The sequence below is a fragment of the Pantoea sp. Cy-640 genome (genome assembly GCF_011752635.1).
Classification (GTDB): domain Bacteria; phylum Pseudomonadota; class Gammaproteobacteria; order Enterobacterales; family Enterobacteriaceae; genus Pantoea; species Pantoea dispersa.
Map to the genome: position 1 here is coordinate 70,328 of NZ_VWXB01000007.1, position 15,806 is coordinate 86,133.

Genomic DNA, 15,806 nt, shown 5'->3' on the forward strand with positions numbered 1-15,806 from the left:
AACAGGTGAGGCTCCGTGAGATTTCCCAATCAGCGTTTAGCTCAACTCTTCGCGGCGCTGCAAAGCGAAACGCTGCCACAGGATGAGCTGGCGCGGCGTTTTTCCGTTTCAACGCGCACGGTGCGCACCGACATCACCGCGCTCAATGCGCTGCTGGAACAGCACGGCGCTCAGTTCGTGCTGGCGCGCGGCGCGGGCTATCAGCTAAAAATCGACGACGCGGTGCGCTTCGGCCGCCTGCAGCAGGAGAGTGCGGCACCGCTGCGGGTGCCGCGCACCTCGCAGGATCGGGTGCGCTATTTGCTGAGCCGCTTTCTCACCGCCGCGTATTCGCTCAAGCTGGAAGATCTGTCGGAAGAGTGGTTCGTCAGCCGCGCCACGCTGCAGAGTGATATGGCGGAAGTGCGCGAGTGGCTGGGCCGCTATCATCTTAACATCGAAACCAAGCCGCGCTACGGTATGAAACTGTTTGGCAGCGAGGCGGCGATTCGCACCTGCCTGACCGATCTGCTGTGGCAAATCGACCAGCAGACGCCGGACAGCCCGCTGCTGACGGTCGAGGCGCTGCACAGCGGCATGCTGGCGCAGCTGCAGCCGCTGCTGGCGCAGTGTTTCACGCAGCATGCCATCCGGCTGAGCGATGAAGGCGAGCGCTATCTGCTGATTTACTGCGCGGTGGCGGTGCGCCGCATCAGCGAAGGCTTCCCGCTCAGCGATCCCGGCGCGGAGGATGTCGGCGAGGAGATACGCGAGGCGGCGCACGATCTGGTTAATCTGATGCGCCCGCTGGTGGGTAAAGGCATCTCGCAGGCGGAAGAGAACTGGCTGCGTGTCAATATTGCGGCGCGGCAGATTCAGGCGCTGGCCCCCAGCACCATCAACGCCGATGACGCGGATGCGCTGGTAGATTACCTGCTTAACTACATCAACACCCATTACAACTACCGGCTGCAGCAGGATGAGCAGCTGCGCGCCGATCTGCTCACGCACATCAAAACCATGATCACCCGCGTGCGCTATCAGATCCACATCCCCAATCCGCTGCTGAGTAACATCAAACAGCACTACCCGATGGCCTACGATGTGACGCTGGCGGCCGTCACCAGCTGGGGCAAATACACGCCGTATACCATTAGCGAAAACGAGATTGGCTTTCTGGTGCTGCACATCGGCGTCGGGCTGGAGCGACATTACGATGTCGGCTATCAGCGACACCCACAAGTGTTGCTGGTTTGCGACAGCGGCAACTCCACGCTGCGCATGATCGAGGCGCTGCTGCTGCGCAAATACCCGCAGCTGGTGGTGACGGCGCGGCTGTCGCAGCGCGACTACGAAGTGCGTGCGCACATTGATGAAGATTTTGTTATTTCAACCGCGCGGCTCAGCGAGAAGAACAAGCCGGTAGTGATGATGTCGCCATTCCCTACGGAGTTTCAGCTGGAACAGCTCGGCAAGCTGGTGCTGGTGGACCGCACCCGGCCTTACATGCTGGAGAAGTACTTCGACGCGCAGCATTTCATGGTGCTCGACCGGCCAATGAGCCAGTCGGCGCTGTTCCGCCTGCTGTGCGATCGGCTCGAGGTGGAGGGCTATGTCGATGCTGATTTTTATCCTTCGGTCGAAGAGCGTGAAGCGATTGTCAGTACCATGCTGGGCGAAGGGATTGCGCTGCCACACTCGCTGGGATTACTGGCTAAAAAAACCGTGGTTTACACCGTGCTGGCACCGCACGGCGTGAGCTGGGGCGATGAGACGGCTTCGGTGATTTTTCTGCTGGCGATCAGTAAGAGCGAATACGAGGAGGCGATGGCGATTTACGATCTGTTTGTCACCTTCCTGCGCGAAAGGGCGGTGACAAGACTGCGCGACTGCGCTGATTTCGTCAGCTTTAAAGCGGTGGCGATGGATTGTCTGAGCCGGTTGTGAGGGGGATGGGTGCGGTTTGTCCCTCACCCTAACCCTCTCCCGCAAGCGGGAGAGGGGACCGATCCAGCGGCGTGTGAGTTCAGGTGCTGATCCTCAGCGCCCGGTGGATTGACTGAATTCTGGCCCTCAAACCACGCCCGGACGACTCCTTCTTAGATTCCCTCTTAAAACCACGTTCGGGCGGCTCCCTCTCCCGCGTGCGGGAGAGGGCTGGGGTGAGGGCGAAATGCCTACAGCACCCGCAATCAGCCGCGTTTCGCCAGCAGTTTCGGAATCTCACGCAGGCACCAGGCTTTGGCTTCACCCATGCTATCGCGGCGCCACGCCATAATAATATCCACCTCACGGGTATACTCGGCGCTGACGACGCGCAGGCGGCCTTCGGCGATATCTTTCTCCACCATCGGATAGGGCATGGTCGCTACGCCGAGACCGGCCAGCAGCGCGCGGCGTTTATCATCCATGCTGCTTACCGTCAGGCGCTGCTGTTTGTCCAGCAGCTGCACCGTCAATACCGGACGTTCGCGCGCGGTGTCCGCCACGGCGATGCCGCGATACTTAACGCGCGTGACCTCGGACAGCGGCTCGGCTTCCTGATGAATCGGGTGATCCGGACTGGCAACATACACGCTCATAATGCTGTACAGCTTGCGCGTATTGATTTCGGTGGAGGCGCGAAAATGCAAATCCGGCGCGATCACGATGTCGGCGCGCCCCTGTTCCAGTCGCTCCCACGCGCCCGCCAGCACTTCGGTGACCAGCGAAATCTGCGTATTGGCTTTCTCGGCCAGCTTCTCTACCAGCGGGAACAGCAGTTCGGTCGGAATCAGCGCTTCGGCCACGATGGTCAGATGGGTTTCCCAGCCGCGCGCCAGCGCTTCGGCATCGGTGGTGAGTTTATCGGCGGCTTCCAGCAGCACGCGGCCGCGTTCCAGCAGCATTCGCCCGACGTTGGTGAATTTGGTGCGATGGCCGGAGCGGTCAAACAGCACCACATCCAGCTCCTCTTCCAGCTTCTGCATGGTGTAGCTCAGCGCCGATGGCACGCGTCCCAGCTCGTCGGCCGCCGCGGCGAAGCTGCCGCGACGGTCAATAGCATCCATCACACGTAAAGCTTCCAGGGTTAACGCGCGCTCTTTAGCCATGCCGACTCTCTGTCAGTAAATTTGAATATGCCAGGCAGATTAACTGGCTAACAATCCGGCGTCCAGCCTTTTACCATTGACGTATAAAGCCTGTGGTGGATTCTCACCGCAGTGCGTCGGAGGTAAAGCATGATGACAACCCGCTGCGCGTCCGCATGTGGCCAGGCCGATTTCGGTTGGTTGCAGGCGCGCTATAGCTTCTCATTTGGCCACTATTTTGATCCCCAGCTGATGGGCTACGCCTCGCTGCGCGTGCTAAATCAGGAAGTGCTGGCACCCGGTGCGGCATTTCAGCCGCGCACCTATCCGCAGGTGGATGTGCTCAACCTGGTGCTGCAGGGTGAAGCCGAATACCGCGACAGCGAAGGCAATCACCTGGTGGCGCGCGAGGGCGAAGCGATGCTGCTGTCGGCTCGCCAGGGCGTCAATTACAGCGAACACAATATCAGCAAGGATCGCCCACTGACGCGCATGCAGCTGTGGCTGGCCGCCTGTCCGGAACGGGAAAATCCGCTGCTGCAAAAACGCGCGCTGCCGCAGCAAACCCATGTACTGATTGCATCACCGGATGGCGCGGACGGCAGTTTGCAGCTGCGCCAGCAGGTTTGGGTACATCAGGTCACGCTGGCACCGGGCGAGCAGTACAGCCTGGCGCTGCACGGACCGCGCGCCTATTTACAGTCGATTCACGGTGCGCTTGAGGTACGGGCCAGCAGTGCGCATCAGGAGCAGCTGCGCTGTGGCGATGGGGCGTTTGTCAGTGAAGAGGCGCAGATTACGCTGCAGGCGGAAACGCCGCTGCGCGCGCTGGTGATTGATATTCCGGTATAAAAAAGGCGGCCCTGCTGGCCGCCTGTGGCATTATTTCAGAATGGTAAAGGCGGTAGTGACGTGCTTCACGCCGCTGACACGGCTGGCGATATCTGCTGCTGCCTTCGCTTCTTCCTGCGTCACCAGACCCAGCAGGAACACTTCTCCGTTCTCAGTGGTGACTTTCACGTTGGACGATTTCACCTGATCGCTGCCCAGCAGCTGCGAGCGGATTTTGGTGGTGATCCACGTATCCGATGAAGACGTGCCGAGGCTCACTTTCTGCCCGGTGCGAATCTCGTTATACACCTCTGTTGCGCCATCAACGCCCATGGCGATCTGTTTTGCCCGACTGGCGAGATCGGCTGACGGTGCCTGACCGGTCAGCAGTACTTTGCCCTGATACGCGGTCACGACCACGCGCGCCTGATTTTTGATCTGCTCATCTTTTGCCAGCGCGTTAGTGACGCGCAGCTCCAGCGTGCCGTCATCAACCTGCGTGCCCACGGTACGTGGGTCGGTGGCGGTTTTGGTGGCGACCGCAGCGCCGCCGGCGACAACCGCCACGCAGCCCTGCAGCAGCATGGCGGTTAACAGAATGGCGATAGCGTTCAATGCTTTCATTTGAGCTCCTTCAGTCATTCCTGGTGTGGGAACAAGGTGTTATCAATCAAATCGCACAGGCAGTTCAGCGTCAGCATATGCATCTCCTGAATGCGTGCGCTGCGATGTGACGGAATGCGAATTTCCACATCGTGCGGACCGAGCAGGCCCGCCAGCTCACCGCCGTCATGGCCGGTCAGCGCGACGATAGTCATATCGCGGGTAACCGCAGCTTCCACCGCTTTAACAATATCGCGGGTGTTGCCACGGGTGGAGATGGCCAGCAGAACGTCGCCGGCCTGTCCAAGCGCACGAACCTGCTTGGCATAAATTTCGTCGTGCAGACGGTCGTTACCGATTGCCGTCAGCATCACATTGTCCGCACTCAGCGCCAGCGCCGGCAGGCTGGGACGCTCGGTCTCAAAACGGTTAATCATGCTGGCGGCAAAATGCTGGGCGTTAGCCGCCGAGGCGCCGTTACCGCAGCTGAGGATTTTGTTGCCGTTCAGCAGTGACTGCACCAGCGTCATCGCGGCGCGGGAAATCGCATCTGGCAGCGCTTCGGCTGCGGCGATTTGCGTCTGAATACTTTCGGTAAAACACGCTTTAATTCTGTCCTGCACAAGACCACCTGGTTCTATCCATCCGCACGAAAGGCATCGGCCAGCCACACCAGTTCGCGCCCGGTGATGGCGATGATGTCAAAACGGCAATTCACCGTATCAAAACTGCCGCCGCGTGCCAGCAACCACAGCGCAGCGGTACGCAGCAGCTTTTGTTGTTTCTGGCGCGTCACGCTGGCAGCCGCGCCGCCAAAACGTGCATCGCGCCGATAGCGCACTTCAACAAACACCCAGCAATCCGCGTCGCGCATAATCAGGTCGATTTCCCCGCTGCGGCAGCGCACATTGCTGGCTTCCCACTGCAGTCCGGCGCGCTCAAGGTAGCGACGCGCCTGCTGCTCCTGCTCAGCGCCGAGGCGCTGGCGGTTTACTGCACCGGAACGATTTGTCCCTGACGATACTGGTTCCATGCCAACTTCCTGTTGATCACGCAATCCGTGTCGGCGCTCAGCTTGCCGGTGTTGCCATCAATGGCGAAGCCCGGTACCTGACGCATCTGGTTAAACTGGTTCGCCAGCGTCCAGGCATCAATGCCCATCGCATAGAGGCGTACCAGCGAATAGTCGTTGTTGAAACTGCGCGCCGCCTGCTGCATCAGGCCCGGATTGGCACCGGACAGCAGCGGAATATCGCTGAACTGCAGGCCATCCATCTCCAGCCGGAAGTCCGGACCGGCACCGGCCTGCGCACTGCGCGAGCTGGCATACAGGGCGATGTTATTGCGGCTGCTGGTGCGCATGGCAATCATCGGCTTGATCAGCTGCAGTTCGTCCTGAGTGGCAATAATGTAAACCGCATCAACGCTGCCGCTGCTGCTGGCGCTCTCAGGTGCAGGAGCGCTGGTCTGCGGTGCCGGAATCGTCAGACCGGCGACCGCCACGCCCTGCGGCTGGTCCGGCTGGACCGTCAGCGGCGTGCCGCTCAGTGCAATACCGGCACCGCTGTTGATGCCCTGTTTCAGCTCACCCACGCCGCCGAAACGCTGCTGCAGCACGGTTGCGCCGCCCAGCTTCTGCCACTCCTGCGCAAACGCTTTGCCCACGCGGTCGCCATAGCTGCTGCGCGGCATCAGCAGCAACGGCTGGCGTTTGCCCTGATCCCAGATATGGTGCGCGGCATCGCGCGCTTCGTCTTCAGGAGAAAGCGCAAAATAGCAAATATTCGGATGGTTCTGGATCTGCTCTGGCTCGTTGAGCGCCAGCACGTTCAGCGGTGTCTGGCTGTTGGCGACCTGTTCCACGTTATTTTTCAGCAGCGGACCAACCACCAGGGTGGCACCATCCTGCTGCGCCTGCTGCATCACCTGAGCAATCGGCTGGCTGCTGGTGTCATACACTTTCACCTGGGCGCTGCTGGCAGGCTGCGCGACGGCTGGCTGTGCGGCGGGCTGCTGCGGCTGTGCGCTGTCTGACGGCGTGATGGCCGCGGCCGCCGGACTGACTACTGTGTTGGCATCGCCATTGGCTGGCGTTGCCGCGCTGGCGGGCTGTTGCGTGGAGGCGCTGGCATCGCTGCTGGCCGGTGCGGCAGGGGCTGCCGGCGCAGTCAGCACACCGTTTTTCGCATCGTTAAAGCCTTTCTGGATGGCACTGGCGAACACCTGCGCCTGACCATTAAGCGGCAGCAGCAGCGCGATAGTGCTGGTCGAGGCTTTAGTGAAGTTCTGCACCTGGCTGAGCTGGGTCGGCAGGGTTTTCGCGCCGGGGTTTTGCGGATAGCGCGTCTGCCAGTCGCTAATGGCGGCTTTCAGCATCTGGGCATCCTGGCTGTTGGCGTGCCAGGTATTCAGCAGGTCGAGCCAGCCCTGCAGCGTATTTTCGTCGGCGTTGATCACCACGCTGTTGAGCTGATCCTGGGTAAGCTGGGTCAGCGCCTGCCAGGTGGCGTCAATATTGCTCTGGTGATCGGCGCCTTTCAGCAGCGGTTCCTGAGCAATATAGGCGCGCAGCAGCGCGAGCGACGGACGATTTTGCGCAGCGGCAATCTGCAGCGCGTAGTAGCGCACCTGCTGATCCTGCGACAGGTCAGCGGCTTTTATCTGTCCCAGCAGCTGCTGAGCACCGTTGAAATCCTGCTGGGCAATTTGCAGTTGGGCGCGCAGCAGCAGCTGTTCCTGCTGTTGTACATCAGAGAGCTGCTGTGGCAGCTGACCGAGCTGGTTTTGCGCCTGCGGATACTTTCCTTCCTTCAGCAGGGCACGGATGGCAAGTAATTGCCAGTCGGTCTTGCTATCATCGCTGCTTTGCTGCACCTGCTGCAGATAATAGTCAGAGCGGCCCGTGGCAGGACCCTGCACGTTTACGCTTGAGGTTTGCTGCGGTCCCTGGCCGCTACAGGCGGCCAGAATCAGGCCCGCGAGCAAAACAGGGACCAGGCGTCCTGCTTTATGACGTACGACTTTCGAAGGAAGCATACTGTATCCAGTGATGTTTTTTTCAAGATGCTCAATATTAAATCGGCAATTCGGATGAAACAATGAAACAACTCGATCGGGCAGAGATTTCTGCCAGCACGCTCTATATCGTTCCTACCCCGATCGGTAACCTGGGTGATATCACGCAGCGTGCGCTGACGGTGCTTGCGAGCGTCGATCTGGTCGCTGCGGAAGATACACGTCATACCGGGCTGTTGCTACAACATTTCGCCATCAATGCGCGACTGTTCGCACTTCACGACCATAACGAACAGCAGAAGGCCGACGTGCTGTTAGCGAAGCTGCAGGAGGGCCAGAGCATTGCGCTGGTTTCCGATGCGGGCACGCCGTTAATCAACGATCCGGGCTACCATCTGGTGCGTCGTTGCCGCGAGGCCGGGGTGCGTGTGGTGCCGTTGCCCGGTGCCTGCGCGGCGATCACAGCATTGAGTGCGGCGGGATTACCGTCCGATCGTTTCTGTTACGAAGGGTTTCTGCCGGCCAAAAGTAAAGGGCGTTGCGATGCGCTGCGTGCCCTGAGTGATGAGCCGCGCACGCTGATTTTCTACGAATCGACCCATCGCGTGCTGGATACGCTACAGGATATGGTCAGCGTATGGGGCGCGGCGCGCTACGTGGTGCTGGCACGAGAGCTGACCAAAACCTGGGAGTCATTGTACGGTGCGCCGGTGGGTGAATTGCTGGCGTGGGTGCAGGCGGACGAGAATCGCCGCAAGGGCGAGATGGTACTGATTGTCGAAGGCCATAAAGCGGATGAAGAGACGCTGCCGGCAGAGGCGCTGCGCACGCTGGCGCTGCTGCAGGCTGAGCTGCCGCTGAAAAAGGCGGCGGCGCTGACGGCGGAAATTCATGGAGTTAAGAAAAACGCCCTGTACAAGTATGCGCTGGAGCAGCAAGAGGCGTGACAAACGCGGGCGGATCGCCTATTATCCCGCGCCGAAGCTGACCAGACAGTCGCCGCTTTGTCGTCGTCCCTTTCGGGGGAGACGGGCAGAGGGGAGGAAAGTCCGGGCTCCATAGGGCAGGGTGCCAGGTAACGCCTGGGGGGCGCAAGCCTACGACCAGTGCAACAGAGAGCAAACCGCCGATGGCCCAGTAATGGGATCAGGTAAGGGTGAAAGGGTGCGGTAAGAGCGCACCGCGCGGCTGGCAACAGTCCGTGGCACGGTAAACTCCACCCGGAGCAAGGCCAAATAGGGGTTCACATGGTACGGCCCGTACTGAACCCGGGTAGGCTGCTTGAGCCAGTGAGCGATTGCTGGCCTAGATGAATGACTGTCCACGACAGAACCCGGCTTATCGGTCAGTTTCGACTTTTTTAATGAGCGCCCGCAGGTGAGAATCTGCGGGCGTTTTGTTTTTGGGTAAGGTGCGTGCTGTCCCTCATCCTAACCTTCTCCCGCAAGCGGGAGAAGGGACCGATTGTGCGTGTGGCAAGTTGAGTACTCGCCCTGCCAGACCGCACTTAACTATTCCCCCCATGTGGCACGAGGTCAGAAAACCGCAGCAGACTATTCCCTCTCCCCGTGGGAGAGGGTTAGGGTGAGGGCAGAAAACCGCACGTAGCCAGATAAAACCGCACAAAACCCCCATTTCTCTGCGTAAAGAAACGCAAATCCGCAAAAATGTTCTTTTTCCTGTGCCAGAATAGGCGGGTGTTCAACTACTGAGGACAATTTTTCATCCACACCGGGAAAAGCAACAACGTGGATAAGTTGTAAAATTATGGATAACCATTTCGTTACACTTTACGTATTAACCTCTTCACCCACCTGCGTTTTCTCCTGCTCACTGAGCGATCGGCACTGGCGCTTCGCGCTGTAGTTTTTTCTCTCCTTCTCGGCTTTTTATCTTTTTCAGCTATCACGCTGCTGTTTGCGCGTGGATGGCGTTTATTTCTCACAGGAGAGAAATCATGCTGTACTGGATTTTATTAGCGTTAGCGATTGCTGCCGAAATTACGGGCACCGTGTCAATGAAATGGGCCAGCGTTAATGGCGGCAGCGCCGGCTATATTTTTATGCTGTTGATGATCGCCCTGTCATACATCTTCCTCACCTTTGCCGTTAAACGTATTGCCCTTGGCGTGGCTTATGCCATGTGGGAAGGCGTCGGTATTCTGTTTATCACCCTGTTCAGCGTGATGCTGTTTGACGAGGCGCTGTCAGTGATGAAGGCGGCGGGTTTGATCACGCTGATCACGGGTATCGCGCTGATCAAAGCAGGGACATTCAGCCGTAAGGAGCTGCATCATGACCACGCTTAACGTCGTGCATCTGGCCTGGCTGGCGCTGGCCATCGTGCTGGAAATTGTGGCGAACATCGCGCTGAAATACGCCAACGGCTTCCGTCGTCCGCTGTATGGCGTGGTATCGCTGGTGGCTGTCCTGGCGGCATTCAGTGCCCTGTCGCAGGCAGTGAAGGGGATCGATCTCTCGGTGGCCTACGCCTTGTGGGGCGGTTTCGGTCTGGTGGCTACCGTAGCGGCAGGCTGGATCCTGTTCGGACAACGCCTGAACACCCGCGGCTGGCTGGGCGTGGCACTGCTGCTGGCCGGGATGGTGTTGATCAAATTTGCCTGAGGCAGCGCGATACTGCCTGCCTTCCTTTCCCAATGGCGGGAGAGAAGGGCAGGCATGCGTAAGCCAACCGTTAACCGCGGCCGTGCGGCTCATCCCAGTCAAAAGCCGGTCCCAGCGAAATAACGCCGTTCGGATTGATGGTCTTGTGGCTGCAGTAGTAGTGATGGCGGATGTGCGGCAGGTTTACCGTATCGGCAATGCCCGGCATCTGATAAATATCGCGCAGGAAGCCGTTCAGGTTACGGTAATCACTGATGCGATGACGGTCGCACTTAAAGTGGGTCACGTAGACCGGGTCAAAGCGCACCAGCGTGGTCCACAGGCGCAGATCGGCTTCGGTGAGGCGATCGCCGGTCAGATAGCGATGCTGACCGAGAATCTGCTCCAGCCGTGCCAGCGCATGGAACAGCGCGGTTACGGCTTCATCATAGGCCGACTGTGACGTGGCAAATCCGCTTTTGTAGACGCCATTGTTGACGGTGTCATAAATCCAGCCGTTGAGTTCGTCGATCTTGTCACGCAGCTCGGGCGGGTAGTAATCGCCGGCGCGAGCGCCCTGCGCGTCGAAGGCGCTGTTGAACATACGGATGATATCGGCGGATTCATTACTGACAATCGTGTGCTGCTTTTTATCCCACAACACCGGCACGGTCACGCGCCCGCTGTACTGCGGATCGGCATGCAGATAGAGCTGATAGAGGAATTCGTTCTGATACAGCGAATCGCCGGTCGCGGCGGGGAAGTCATCGTCGAAGGTCCAGCCGTTCTCCAGCATCAGCGGATGCACCACTGACACCGAAATCATCTCTTCTAACCCCTTCAGCTGACGCATCAGCAGGGTGCGATGCGCCCACGGGCAGGCCAGCGAAACGTATAAATGATAACGATCGCGCTCGGCGGCAAAGCCGGCTTTCCCGGTTGGCCCGGCGCTGCCGTCTGCCGTGATCCAGTTACGCCAGACTGCTTCTGTGCGTTTGAAGCGGCCACCGGTTGACTTCGTATCGTACCAGGTGTCATGCCAGACACCGTCAATCAGTTGTCCCATAAGCCCTCCATAAAAAAAACGGGGCGAGGAAAATCCCCGCCCCTGCTATTCAAAATATGTGCTGTTGCACGGCTTGCGTGCTTAGCGTGCGGTTGCTGGCATAAAGCGCTGACGAATCAGGCGGTCAATGCTGTAGGCGCCCGGACCTACCAGACCCAGCACCAGGAAACCACCGGCGATGGACAGGTTTTTCATGAACATCAGCTGGTTAACGCCTTCCGCAAAGTTGCTGTGGAACAGGAACGCGGTCAGCAGCGTGAAGCCGGCGGTGAACAGCGCGGTGAAGCGCGTCAGGAAGCCGAACAGAATCGCCAGGCCGCCGCCCAGTTCCAGCAGAATCACCAGCGGCAGCAGGAAGCCGGGCACGCCCATCGCCTGCATGTACTGTGCGGTACCTGCATAGGCGGTGATTTTGCCCCAGCCGGCAGTAATAAACAGGATGGTCATTAATACGCGTGCCAGCAGCAGGCCTGAGTCTTCGAATTTTTTCATCATTTACTCCAACAAGGTTTTTGGCGCAGGTTGTTGGCCTGCCGGGTTATTTTCCCGCTAAACCGCGTTAAACAGTTCGTCGGGCTGATGGAGGGAGATGATAGTCGCGCGCAGCAATAGTTGTAAGCGAGATAAACTGTCGATGTTATTCAGGAATTCTGAAGGAGGAAAACCGAACCTTTTCGATCCGGTTTAAGGTGGGGAAGTTAGCGTGGCGGCAACGCCGATTTGATCATGCGCCAGGTGCTCCACAGACCGAGTCCGCGTTTGGCCCAGCGCATGATGCGGTTGGGGCTGCGGATCGACCAGATAGCCAGCGCGCTGCTGCCAATCGCCAGATAGCGGCGCAGGTTGAGAAACGTCAGCCAGCCGCGATCGTACTGCGCGGTGCTTTCCAGCCAGTCACGGCGAGCAGCGCTGAGATCCAGCCGCTGCTGCTGTACCTGATTAAGCAATTCATGAATGCGTGCTTCACGTTCACGCTGACTCATGAGCGATGCTCCTCGAGTAAGGTGCGATCGGTGTCCAGCTCTTTGCGCGTATGGCGCAACAGCGTGGACTGCCGGGATTTACGCAACGTCCATAAACCAAAAATCAGCGCCAGCGCGAATAGCACGCCGGTGGTGATGGCAATCGCCATCAGCCGGTACTGCGCATCCACCGCCCAGATAATCAGCACCATCAGGCTCATTAATCCGAAGGCGGTAAACAGCATGGTCAGGCCTATCATGATCAGCATCTGGATCAGATTGGCCTTTTCCTCTTCCAGCTCGGCAACGGCCAGCCGCACGCGTGTCTCGACCATGCCAACCAGCGTTGTCACCACGCGCTGACCTACATTGAAGACCCCTTTGCCTGGGCCGTGGCTCTGATTCTCGCTCATATCAACGACGTGAAATCAGGATGCCGATCAGCACGCCAACTGCTGCGCCGATACCCACGCCGTGCCACGGATTTTCACGCACGTAGACATCCGCTTTTTCCGCCGCTTCACGCGTGGTCTGCGCGATGCGTTCGCCGGATTCGCCCAGCCGCTCGCGTGAACTCTCAATGGCACCGCGTGCTTTGTGACGCAGTTTATCCAGCTCGCTTTTCGACTTATCAGCCGAGCTGCTCAGCACTTCTTCCAGGGTGTCGGCAAGGTTTTTCAGTTCCGCACGCAGATGTTCAGATGTGGTGTCTTTAGCCATGGTGTTCTCCATTACATCATTTATTTAAGTCCGATTAATAAGGCTCGGCCTGCAGCTTTTTCAGCTCCTGGCGTGCCTCTTCCAGCTTCCGTTCGCGCTTACCGATCTTCTCCTGGTCTTTGCCTTCCTGGCGCTCCTGCTGCAGTTCGCGCTCGCGCTCAGCCACTTTATGCTGCTGGGCTTCAATGCGTTCAGCGTGGGCGGATTTCAGTTTCTCGTCAGTGCAGTTAGCGCGGACTTCGGTCAGCGCGCGTTCCAGTCCGGTGACCCGGCGCTGGTTGTCGTGCTGTTTCGCCATCTCAATTTCGCGCTGAATATCCTGCTGTTTTTGCTGACACAGCGATTCCGCTGCCAGCAGTGAACCCGAGAGAGAGAAAAGAATCGCACCCAGCAGTAGTTGTTGTTTCATCAGGTTTTTACCTTCCATTGTTGACGACCTGTCGCAAACCGGACAGGAGGGGCATCCCAGCTTGTCGTCTGCTCGCGCTTACTTAAGAATAGACAGCAGACGAAAAAATTCAAAAAACACGCGGGGATAGCGAGGATTGAGGTGCCGCCGGGCGATGAACCCGACGGCGGTGATCAGCTATAGGTGGGGCGATTAGCGTCCACCACCTGCTGTGACGCCTGCGGACCCGCCGCCACGACAAAGCCCTGTGGCAGCAGGCGGCGCAGTACTTTCTGCGCGGCCAGGCTCTGCTCTTCATTCTCAAAATGAATGACCAGCGCATCGCCTGCCGAGGTAATACTTTTAATCCGCACGCCCTGCGCCGAAAGTTGCTGATAGAGATAAAAGCCGTCCGGCAGATTGGTGCCGCTGTGTGCCACGCGGATCTTCACCACCGTTTCATGCTGCATCAGTTTGGGCACAATGCCGATAGCCAGCAGCGCCAGCACGCCAGCGCACAGCCAGGGGAGTAAACGCCTGGGGAAATTACGCAACCCTGTCATTACTGTGACTTCCCGTTCTGACCCGCCTGACGTTTACGCCACAGCACTACCAGTGAACCCACCAGACCGATGACCAGCAGCACCAGCGGCAGCAGCATCAGGCAGAACATCAGCTCATCTTCATAGCGGCGGAAAATGGGGGTTTTCCCCAGCGCAAAGCCGAGCACGGTAAGAATCAGCACCCACAGGAAGCCGCTCATCCAGTTAAAGAACTGGAAGCGGGCATTGCTCAGGCCAGAGAGGCCGGCAATGGTCGGCAGCAGGGTACGGACAAAGGCGATAAAGCGGCCAATCAGCAGCGCAGACAAGCCGTGGCGGTGGAACAGACTGTGGGCGCGCTGATGATACTGCGCGGGCAGATGGGAGAGCCATTTCTGCACCGTCGGCGTATTGCCAAGCCAGCGGCCCTGAATGTAACTGACCCAGCAGCCGAGGCTGGCACCGGTGGTCAGCACCAGCAGGGTCAGCGGGAAGCTCATGGTGCCTTTCGCGATCAGCACGCCGACCAGAATCAGCAGACTATCACCGGGCAGAAACGCGGCGGGCAGCAGGCCATTTTCGAGAAACAGAATCATGAACAACACGCCATAAATCGCCCACACCAGCGTGGGGTCGGAGAGCATTTCGTAATCCTGCTGCCACAGGGCATGCAGCAATGCTTGCAAAATATCCATCAATCATTCCTGAACATCATTGTTAAACGTGCCCGTGAGGGGCTTAGGCGCAGGCGGGTTAAGTTATACATTTTAGGTATGCCACCTGAGCAGGATTTCCGGATCCATCCAGAATTGATTGTTAAATCAGCGACTTTTTATAGCCCTGTCGCAAAGGGTAAGAAAAGGGCGATAACTGTAACAAAAATCGCGGGATTCAGACAGTGTAAAGTCGCGGTCGCACAGGAGTTTTACCTTTTGACGCAGATGGTCAAAAGGAGCTTTACACGAGCTGACACTATTGCAGATTAACTGACTTTTTAGCCTGAAAATGCAGCGTTTCTGCCATTGCGGCTTCAGGGCAGGATCACCGGATTTTCTGCGAACATGTAGCGGTCAACGTTGAACTCGAAATCATCGGCGGTGGCGTCGAACAGCATCTGTTTAGTATTTTCCAGATGCTGCCACATCGCCAGTTTGCTGGCGGCGGGATCTTTGCGCATCAGCGCTTTTAAAATCTGATCGTGATCGTCGCACCAGCTGGTGATATGGCGTGCGTCAATGTGCTCGTGCAGTTTGAGCCAGTAAGGATTATGCAGCCGGTGCCGCCACATTTTCTCTACGATGGCGGCCAGCGCGCTGTTTTGGGTGGCCTGGGCAATGCGCACGTGAAACTCCATATCCCATGTCGAATCGCGCGCGTGATCTTCCTGCCGGGCTTTTTTCTGAATTGCCAGCAGCGCCACGATGTCCTGTGGACGGATCTGCGTGGCGGCAAATTCGGCGACATTGCTCTCAATCAGCTGGCGCGCCTGCAGCAGTTCAAAGGGGCCATAGCTGGCAAACTCCAGCTGATCGGTGGCGCTGTCGCGCGGTTGTGGCTGGTCGCTGATCACATGAATGCCCGACCCTTTGCGCACCTCGACGTAGCCTTCCACCTCCAGCATGATGATCGCTTCCCTTACCACGGTACGGCTCACCTGGTGCGATTCCGCAATCATCCGCTCTGCCGGTAACTTTGCTCCCACGGCATAACTGCCCGCTTCGATGCGCTGCTTGAGTTCGCTGGCGAGTTGCTGGTAGAGGCGGCGGGATTCGTTCAGGTCCATGATTTTTCGGTTCTGTGAAAGACAGTAAGTTGTTATACCACTTACCCTGCGATGTCGCAAAGCACTGAAGCTGTTATACCATCTGGCAAGTTAAGAACCTGCGCGCCTGCTCAGGTTTTATCTTTAATTAATTGAATATACATATACTTAACTTGATGTAGATAACAGGCGCGCCGGCTTTCGCCGTATGGCAATGATGGATAATGTGACGCAGTTGGCAAACAAATCTCCCTTTCGCTGAAA

General features: G+C 58.2%; 19 protein-coding genes and 1 other RNA gene. 6 read left to right on the forward strand and 14 right to left on the reverse strand.

Features of this window, described 5'->3' with window-relative positions; all coding sequences use genetic code 11:
• The first annotated feature begins 15 nt into the window (after positions 1-15).
• The gene (locus F3J36_RS17270) at positions 16-1,926 is read left to right on the forward strand and encodes a BglG family transcription antiterminator (protein ID WP_166720104.1); all 1,911 of its coding nucleotides are present in this window, start codon (positions 16-18) and stop codon (positions 1,924-1,926) included.
• A gap of 245 nt (positions 1,927-2,171) precedes the next feature.
• On the opposite strand, the gene F3J36_RS17275 is transcribed toward F3J36_RS17270, so the two are convergent.
• On the reverse strand, positions 2,172-3,071 hold the full coding sequence (locus F3J36_RS17275) for a LysR family transcriptional regulator (protein ID WP_021509719.1): 900 nt from the start codon (positions 3,069-3,071) through the stop codon (positions 2,172-2,174).
• 129 nt (positions 3,072-3,200) lie between these two features.
• Here F3J36_RS17275 and F3J36_RS17280 point away from each other — a divergent pair, with 129 nt between their 5' ends.
• Positions 3,201-3,902, forward strand: coding sequence for a pirin family protein (locus F3J36_RS17280; RefSeq protein WP_031280148.1), 702 nt, complete (start codon positions 3,201-3,203; stop codon positions 3,900-3,902).
• Between the two features lie 30 nt (positions 3,903-3,932).
• Here F3J36_RS17280 and dolP read toward each other — a convergent pair whose 3' ends face one another.
• The 4 genes from dolP to F3J36_RS17300 are packed head-to-tail and all read right to left on the reverse strand — an operon-like array spanning position 3,933 to position 7,520.
• Positions 3,933-4,505, reverse strand: a complete 573-nt coding sequence (gene dolP, locus F3J36_RS17285; protein ID WP_021509717.1) for a division/outer membrane stress-associated lipid-binding lipoprotein — start codon at positions 4,503-4,505, stop codon at positions 3,933-3,935.
• Between the two features lie 14 nt (positions 4,506-4,519).
• Positions 4,520-5,107, reverse strand: coding sequence for a DnaA initiator-associating protein DiaA (gene diaA / locus F3J36_RS17290; protein WP_021509716.1), 588 nt, complete (start codon positions 5,105-5,107; stop codon positions 4,520-4,522).
• Between the two features lie 14 nt (positions 5,108-5,121).
• Positions 5,122-5,517 (reverse strand): YraN family protein, encoded by a 396-nt coding sequence (locus F3J36_RS17295; protein WP_021509715.1) that lies wholly within the window; start codon positions 5,515-5,517, stop codon positions 5,122-5,124.
• Positions 5,475-7,520 carry a penicillin-binding protein activator gene (locus tag F3J36_RS17300; protein WP_166720105.1) on the reverse strand — a complete coding sequence of 682 codons (2,046 nt, stop codon included), beginning with the start codon at positions 7,518-7,520 and terminating at the stop codon, positions 5,475-5,477. Before F3J36_RS17300 ends, F3J36_RS17295 begins: the two co-directional genes overlap by 43 nt.
• A gap of 62 nt (positions 7,521-7,582) precedes the next feature.
• On the opposite strand from F3J36_RS17300, the gene rsmI reads away from it, so the two are divergent.
• The 4 genes from rsmI to mdtI all read left to right on the forward strand — a co-directional run bounded on the left by rsmI (position 7,583) and on the right by mdtI (position 10,123).
• Complete coding sequence (rsmI, locus tag F3J36_RS17305; protein WP_058759850.1) at positions 7,583-8,446, forward strand: 16S rRNA (cytidine(1402)-2'-O)-methyltransferase; 864 nt, start codon at positions 7,583-7,585, stop codon at positions 8,444-8,446.
• Between the two features lie 33 nt (positions 8,447-8,479).
• Positions 8,480-8,856: RNase P RNA component class A (gene rnpB, locus F3J36_RS17310), an RNA gene on the forward strand.
• A gap of 600 nt (positions 8,857-9,456) precedes the next feature.
• A complete protein-coding gene (mdtJ, locus tag F3J36_RS17315) occupies positions 9,457-9,807 on the forward strand; it encodes a multidrug/spermidine efflux SMR transporter subunit MdtJ (protein ID WP_166720106.1) in 351 nt (116 codons plus the stop codon).
• A complete protein-coding gene (mdtI, locus tag F3J36_RS17320; RefSeq protein ID WP_021509711.1) occupies positions 9,794-10,123 on the forward strand; it encodes a multidrug/spermidine efflux SMR transporter subunit MdtI in 330 nt (109 codons plus the stop codon). The genes mdtJ and mdtI overlap by 14 nt, the downstream gene beginning before the upstream one ends.
• A gap of 70 nt (positions 10,124-10,193) precedes the next feature.
• Here the strand turns inward: mdtI and F3J36_RS17325 are convergent, their stop codons facing one another.
• The 9 genes from F3J36_RS17325 to exuR form a co-directional block, all read right to left on the reverse strand.
• Positions 10,194-11,168, reverse strand: a complete 975-nt coding sequence (locus F3J36_RS17325; RefSeq protein ID WP_150360373.1) for a glutathione S-transferase family protein — start codon at positions 11,166-11,168, stop codon at positions 10,194-10,196.
• Between the two features lie 81 nt (positions 11,169-11,249).
• Positions 11,250-11,660, reverse strand: coding sequence for a DoxX family protein (locus F3J36_RS17330; protein ID WP_010618799.1), 411 nt, complete (start codon positions 11,658-11,660; stop codon positions 11,250-11,252).
• A 206-nt stretch (positions 11,661-11,866) separates the two neighbouring features.
• On the reverse strand, positions 11,867-12,151 hold the full coding sequence (locus F3J36_RS17335; RefSeq protein ID WP_166720107.1) for a YqjK-like family protein: 285 nt from the start codon (positions 12,149-12,151) through the stop codon (positions 11,867-11,869).
• Positions 12,148-12,543 carry a phage holin family protein gene (locus F3J36_RS17340; RefSeq protein WP_021312955.1) on the reverse strand — a complete coding sequence of 132 codons (396 nt, stop codon included), beginning with the start codon at positions 12,541-12,543 and terminating at the stop codon, positions 12,148-12,150. Before F3J36_RS17340 ends, F3J36_RS17335 begins: the two co-directional genes overlap by 4 nt.
• A gap of 1 nt (position 12,544) precedes the next feature.
• The gene (locus F3J36_RS17345; RefSeq protein WP_021509708.1) at positions 12,545-12,850 is read right to left on the reverse strand and encodes a YqjD family protein; all 306 of its coding nucleotides are present in this window, start codon (positions 12,848-12,850) and stop codon (positions 12,545-12,547) included.
• Positions 12,851-12,884: 34 nt separating this feature from the next.
• A complete protein-coding gene (locus tag F3J36_RS17350) occupies positions 12,885-13,259 on the reverse strand; it encodes a DUF1090 domain-containing protein (RefSeq protein ID WP_141097289.1) in 375 nt (124 codons plus the stop codon).
• A 173-nt stretch (positions 13,260-13,432) separates the two neighbouring features.
• Positions 13,433-13,801, reverse strand: a complete 369-nt coding sequence (gene mzrA, locus F3J36_RS17355; protein WP_031280145.1) for an EnvZ/OmpR regulon moderator MzrA — start codon at positions 13,799-13,801, stop codon at positions 13,433-13,435.
• Entirely contained in the window at positions 13,801-14,475 is a 675-nt protein-coding gene (locus F3J36_RS17360) for a DedA family protein (RefSeq protein WP_021509705.1), read from the reverse strand. Before F3J36_RS17360 ends, mzrA begins: the two co-directional genes overlap by 1 nt.
• A gap of 335 nt (positions 14,476-14,810) precedes the next feature.
• Positions 14,811-15,563, reverse strand: a complete 753-nt coding sequence (exuR, locus tag F3J36_RS17365) for a transcriptional regulator ExuR (RefSeq protein ID WP_166720108.1) — start codon at positions 15,561-15,563, stop codon at positions 14,811-14,813.
• Positions 15,564-15,806: the final 243 nt, after the last annotated feature.

What these genes read in the sequence shown, in the direction of transcription:
- F3J36_RS17275 (WP_021509719.1), bottom strand. Translation starts at nt 3,071, where the DNA reads ATGGCTAAAGAGCGCGCGTTAACCCTGGAAGCTTTACGTGTGATGGAT.
- F3J36_RS17280 (WP_031280148.1), top strand. Translation starts at nt 3,201, where the DNA reads ATGATGACAACCCGCTGCGCGTCCGCATGTGGCCAGGCCGATTTCGGT.
- dolP (WP_021509717.1), bottom strand. Translation starts at nt 4,505, where the DNA reads ATGAAAGCATTGAACGCTATCGCCATTCTGTTAACCGCCATGCTGCTG.
- F3J36_RS17295 (WP_021509715.1), bottom strand. Translation starts at nt 5,517, where the DNA reads ATGGAACCAGTATCGTCAGGGACAAATCGTTCCGGTGCAGTAAACCGC.
- F3J36_RS17300 (WP_166720105.1), bottom strand. Translation starts at nt 7,520, where the DNA reads ATGCTTCCTTCGAAAGTCGTACGTCATAAAGCAGGACGCCTGGTCCCT.
- rsmI (WP_058759850.1), top strand. Translation starts at nt 7,583, where the DNA reads ATGAAACAACTCGATCGGGCAGAGATTTCTGCCAGCACGCTCTATATC.
- mdtJ (WP_166720106.1), top strand. Translation starts at nt 9,457, where the DNA reads ATGCTGTACTGGATTTTATTAGCGTTAGCGATTGCTGCCGAAATTACG.
- mdtI (WP_021509711.1), top strand. Translation starts at nt 9,794, where the DNA reads ATGACCACGCTTAACGTCGTGCATCTGGCCTGGCTGGCGCTGGCCATC.
- F3J36_RS17325 (WP_150360373.1), bottom strand. Translation starts at nt 11,168, where the DNA reads ATGGGACAACTGATTGACGGTGTCTGGCATGACACCTGGTACGATACG.
- F3J36_RS17330 (WP_010618799.1), bottom strand. Translation starts at nt 11,660, where the DNA reads ATGAAAAAATTCGAAGACTCAGGCCTGCTGCTGGCACGCGTATTAATG.
- F3J36_RS17335 (WP_166720107.1), bottom strand. Translation starts at nt 12,151, where the DNA reads ATGAGTCAGCGTGAACGTGAAGCACGCATTCATGAATTGCTTAATCAG.
- F3J36_RS17340 (WP_021312955.1), bottom strand. Translation starts at nt 12,543, where the DNA reads ATGAGCGAGAATCAGAGCCACGGCCCAGGCAAAGGGGTCTTCAATGTA.
- F3J36_RS17345 (WP_021509708.1), bottom strand. Translation starts at nt 12,850, where the DNA reads ATGGCTAAAGACACCACATCTGAACATCTGCGTGCGGAACTGAAAAAC.
- F3J36_RS17350 (WP_141097289.1), bottom strand. Translation starts at nt 13,259, where the DNA reads ATGAAACAACAACTACTGCTGGGTGCGATTCTTTTCTCTCTCTCGGGT.
- mzrA (WP_031280145.1), bottom strand. Translation starts at nt 13,801, where the DNA reads ATGACAGGGTTGCGTAATTTCCCCAGGCGTTTACTCCCCTGGCTGTGC.
- F3J36_RS17360 (WP_021509705.1), bottom strand. Translation starts at nt 14,475, where the DNA reads ATGGATATTTTGCAAGCATTGCTGCATGCCCTGTGGCAGCAGGATTAC.
- exuR (WP_166720108.1), bottom strand. Translation starts at nt 15,563, where the DNA reads ATGGACCTGAACGAATCCCGCCGCCTCTACCAGCAACTCGCCAGCGAA.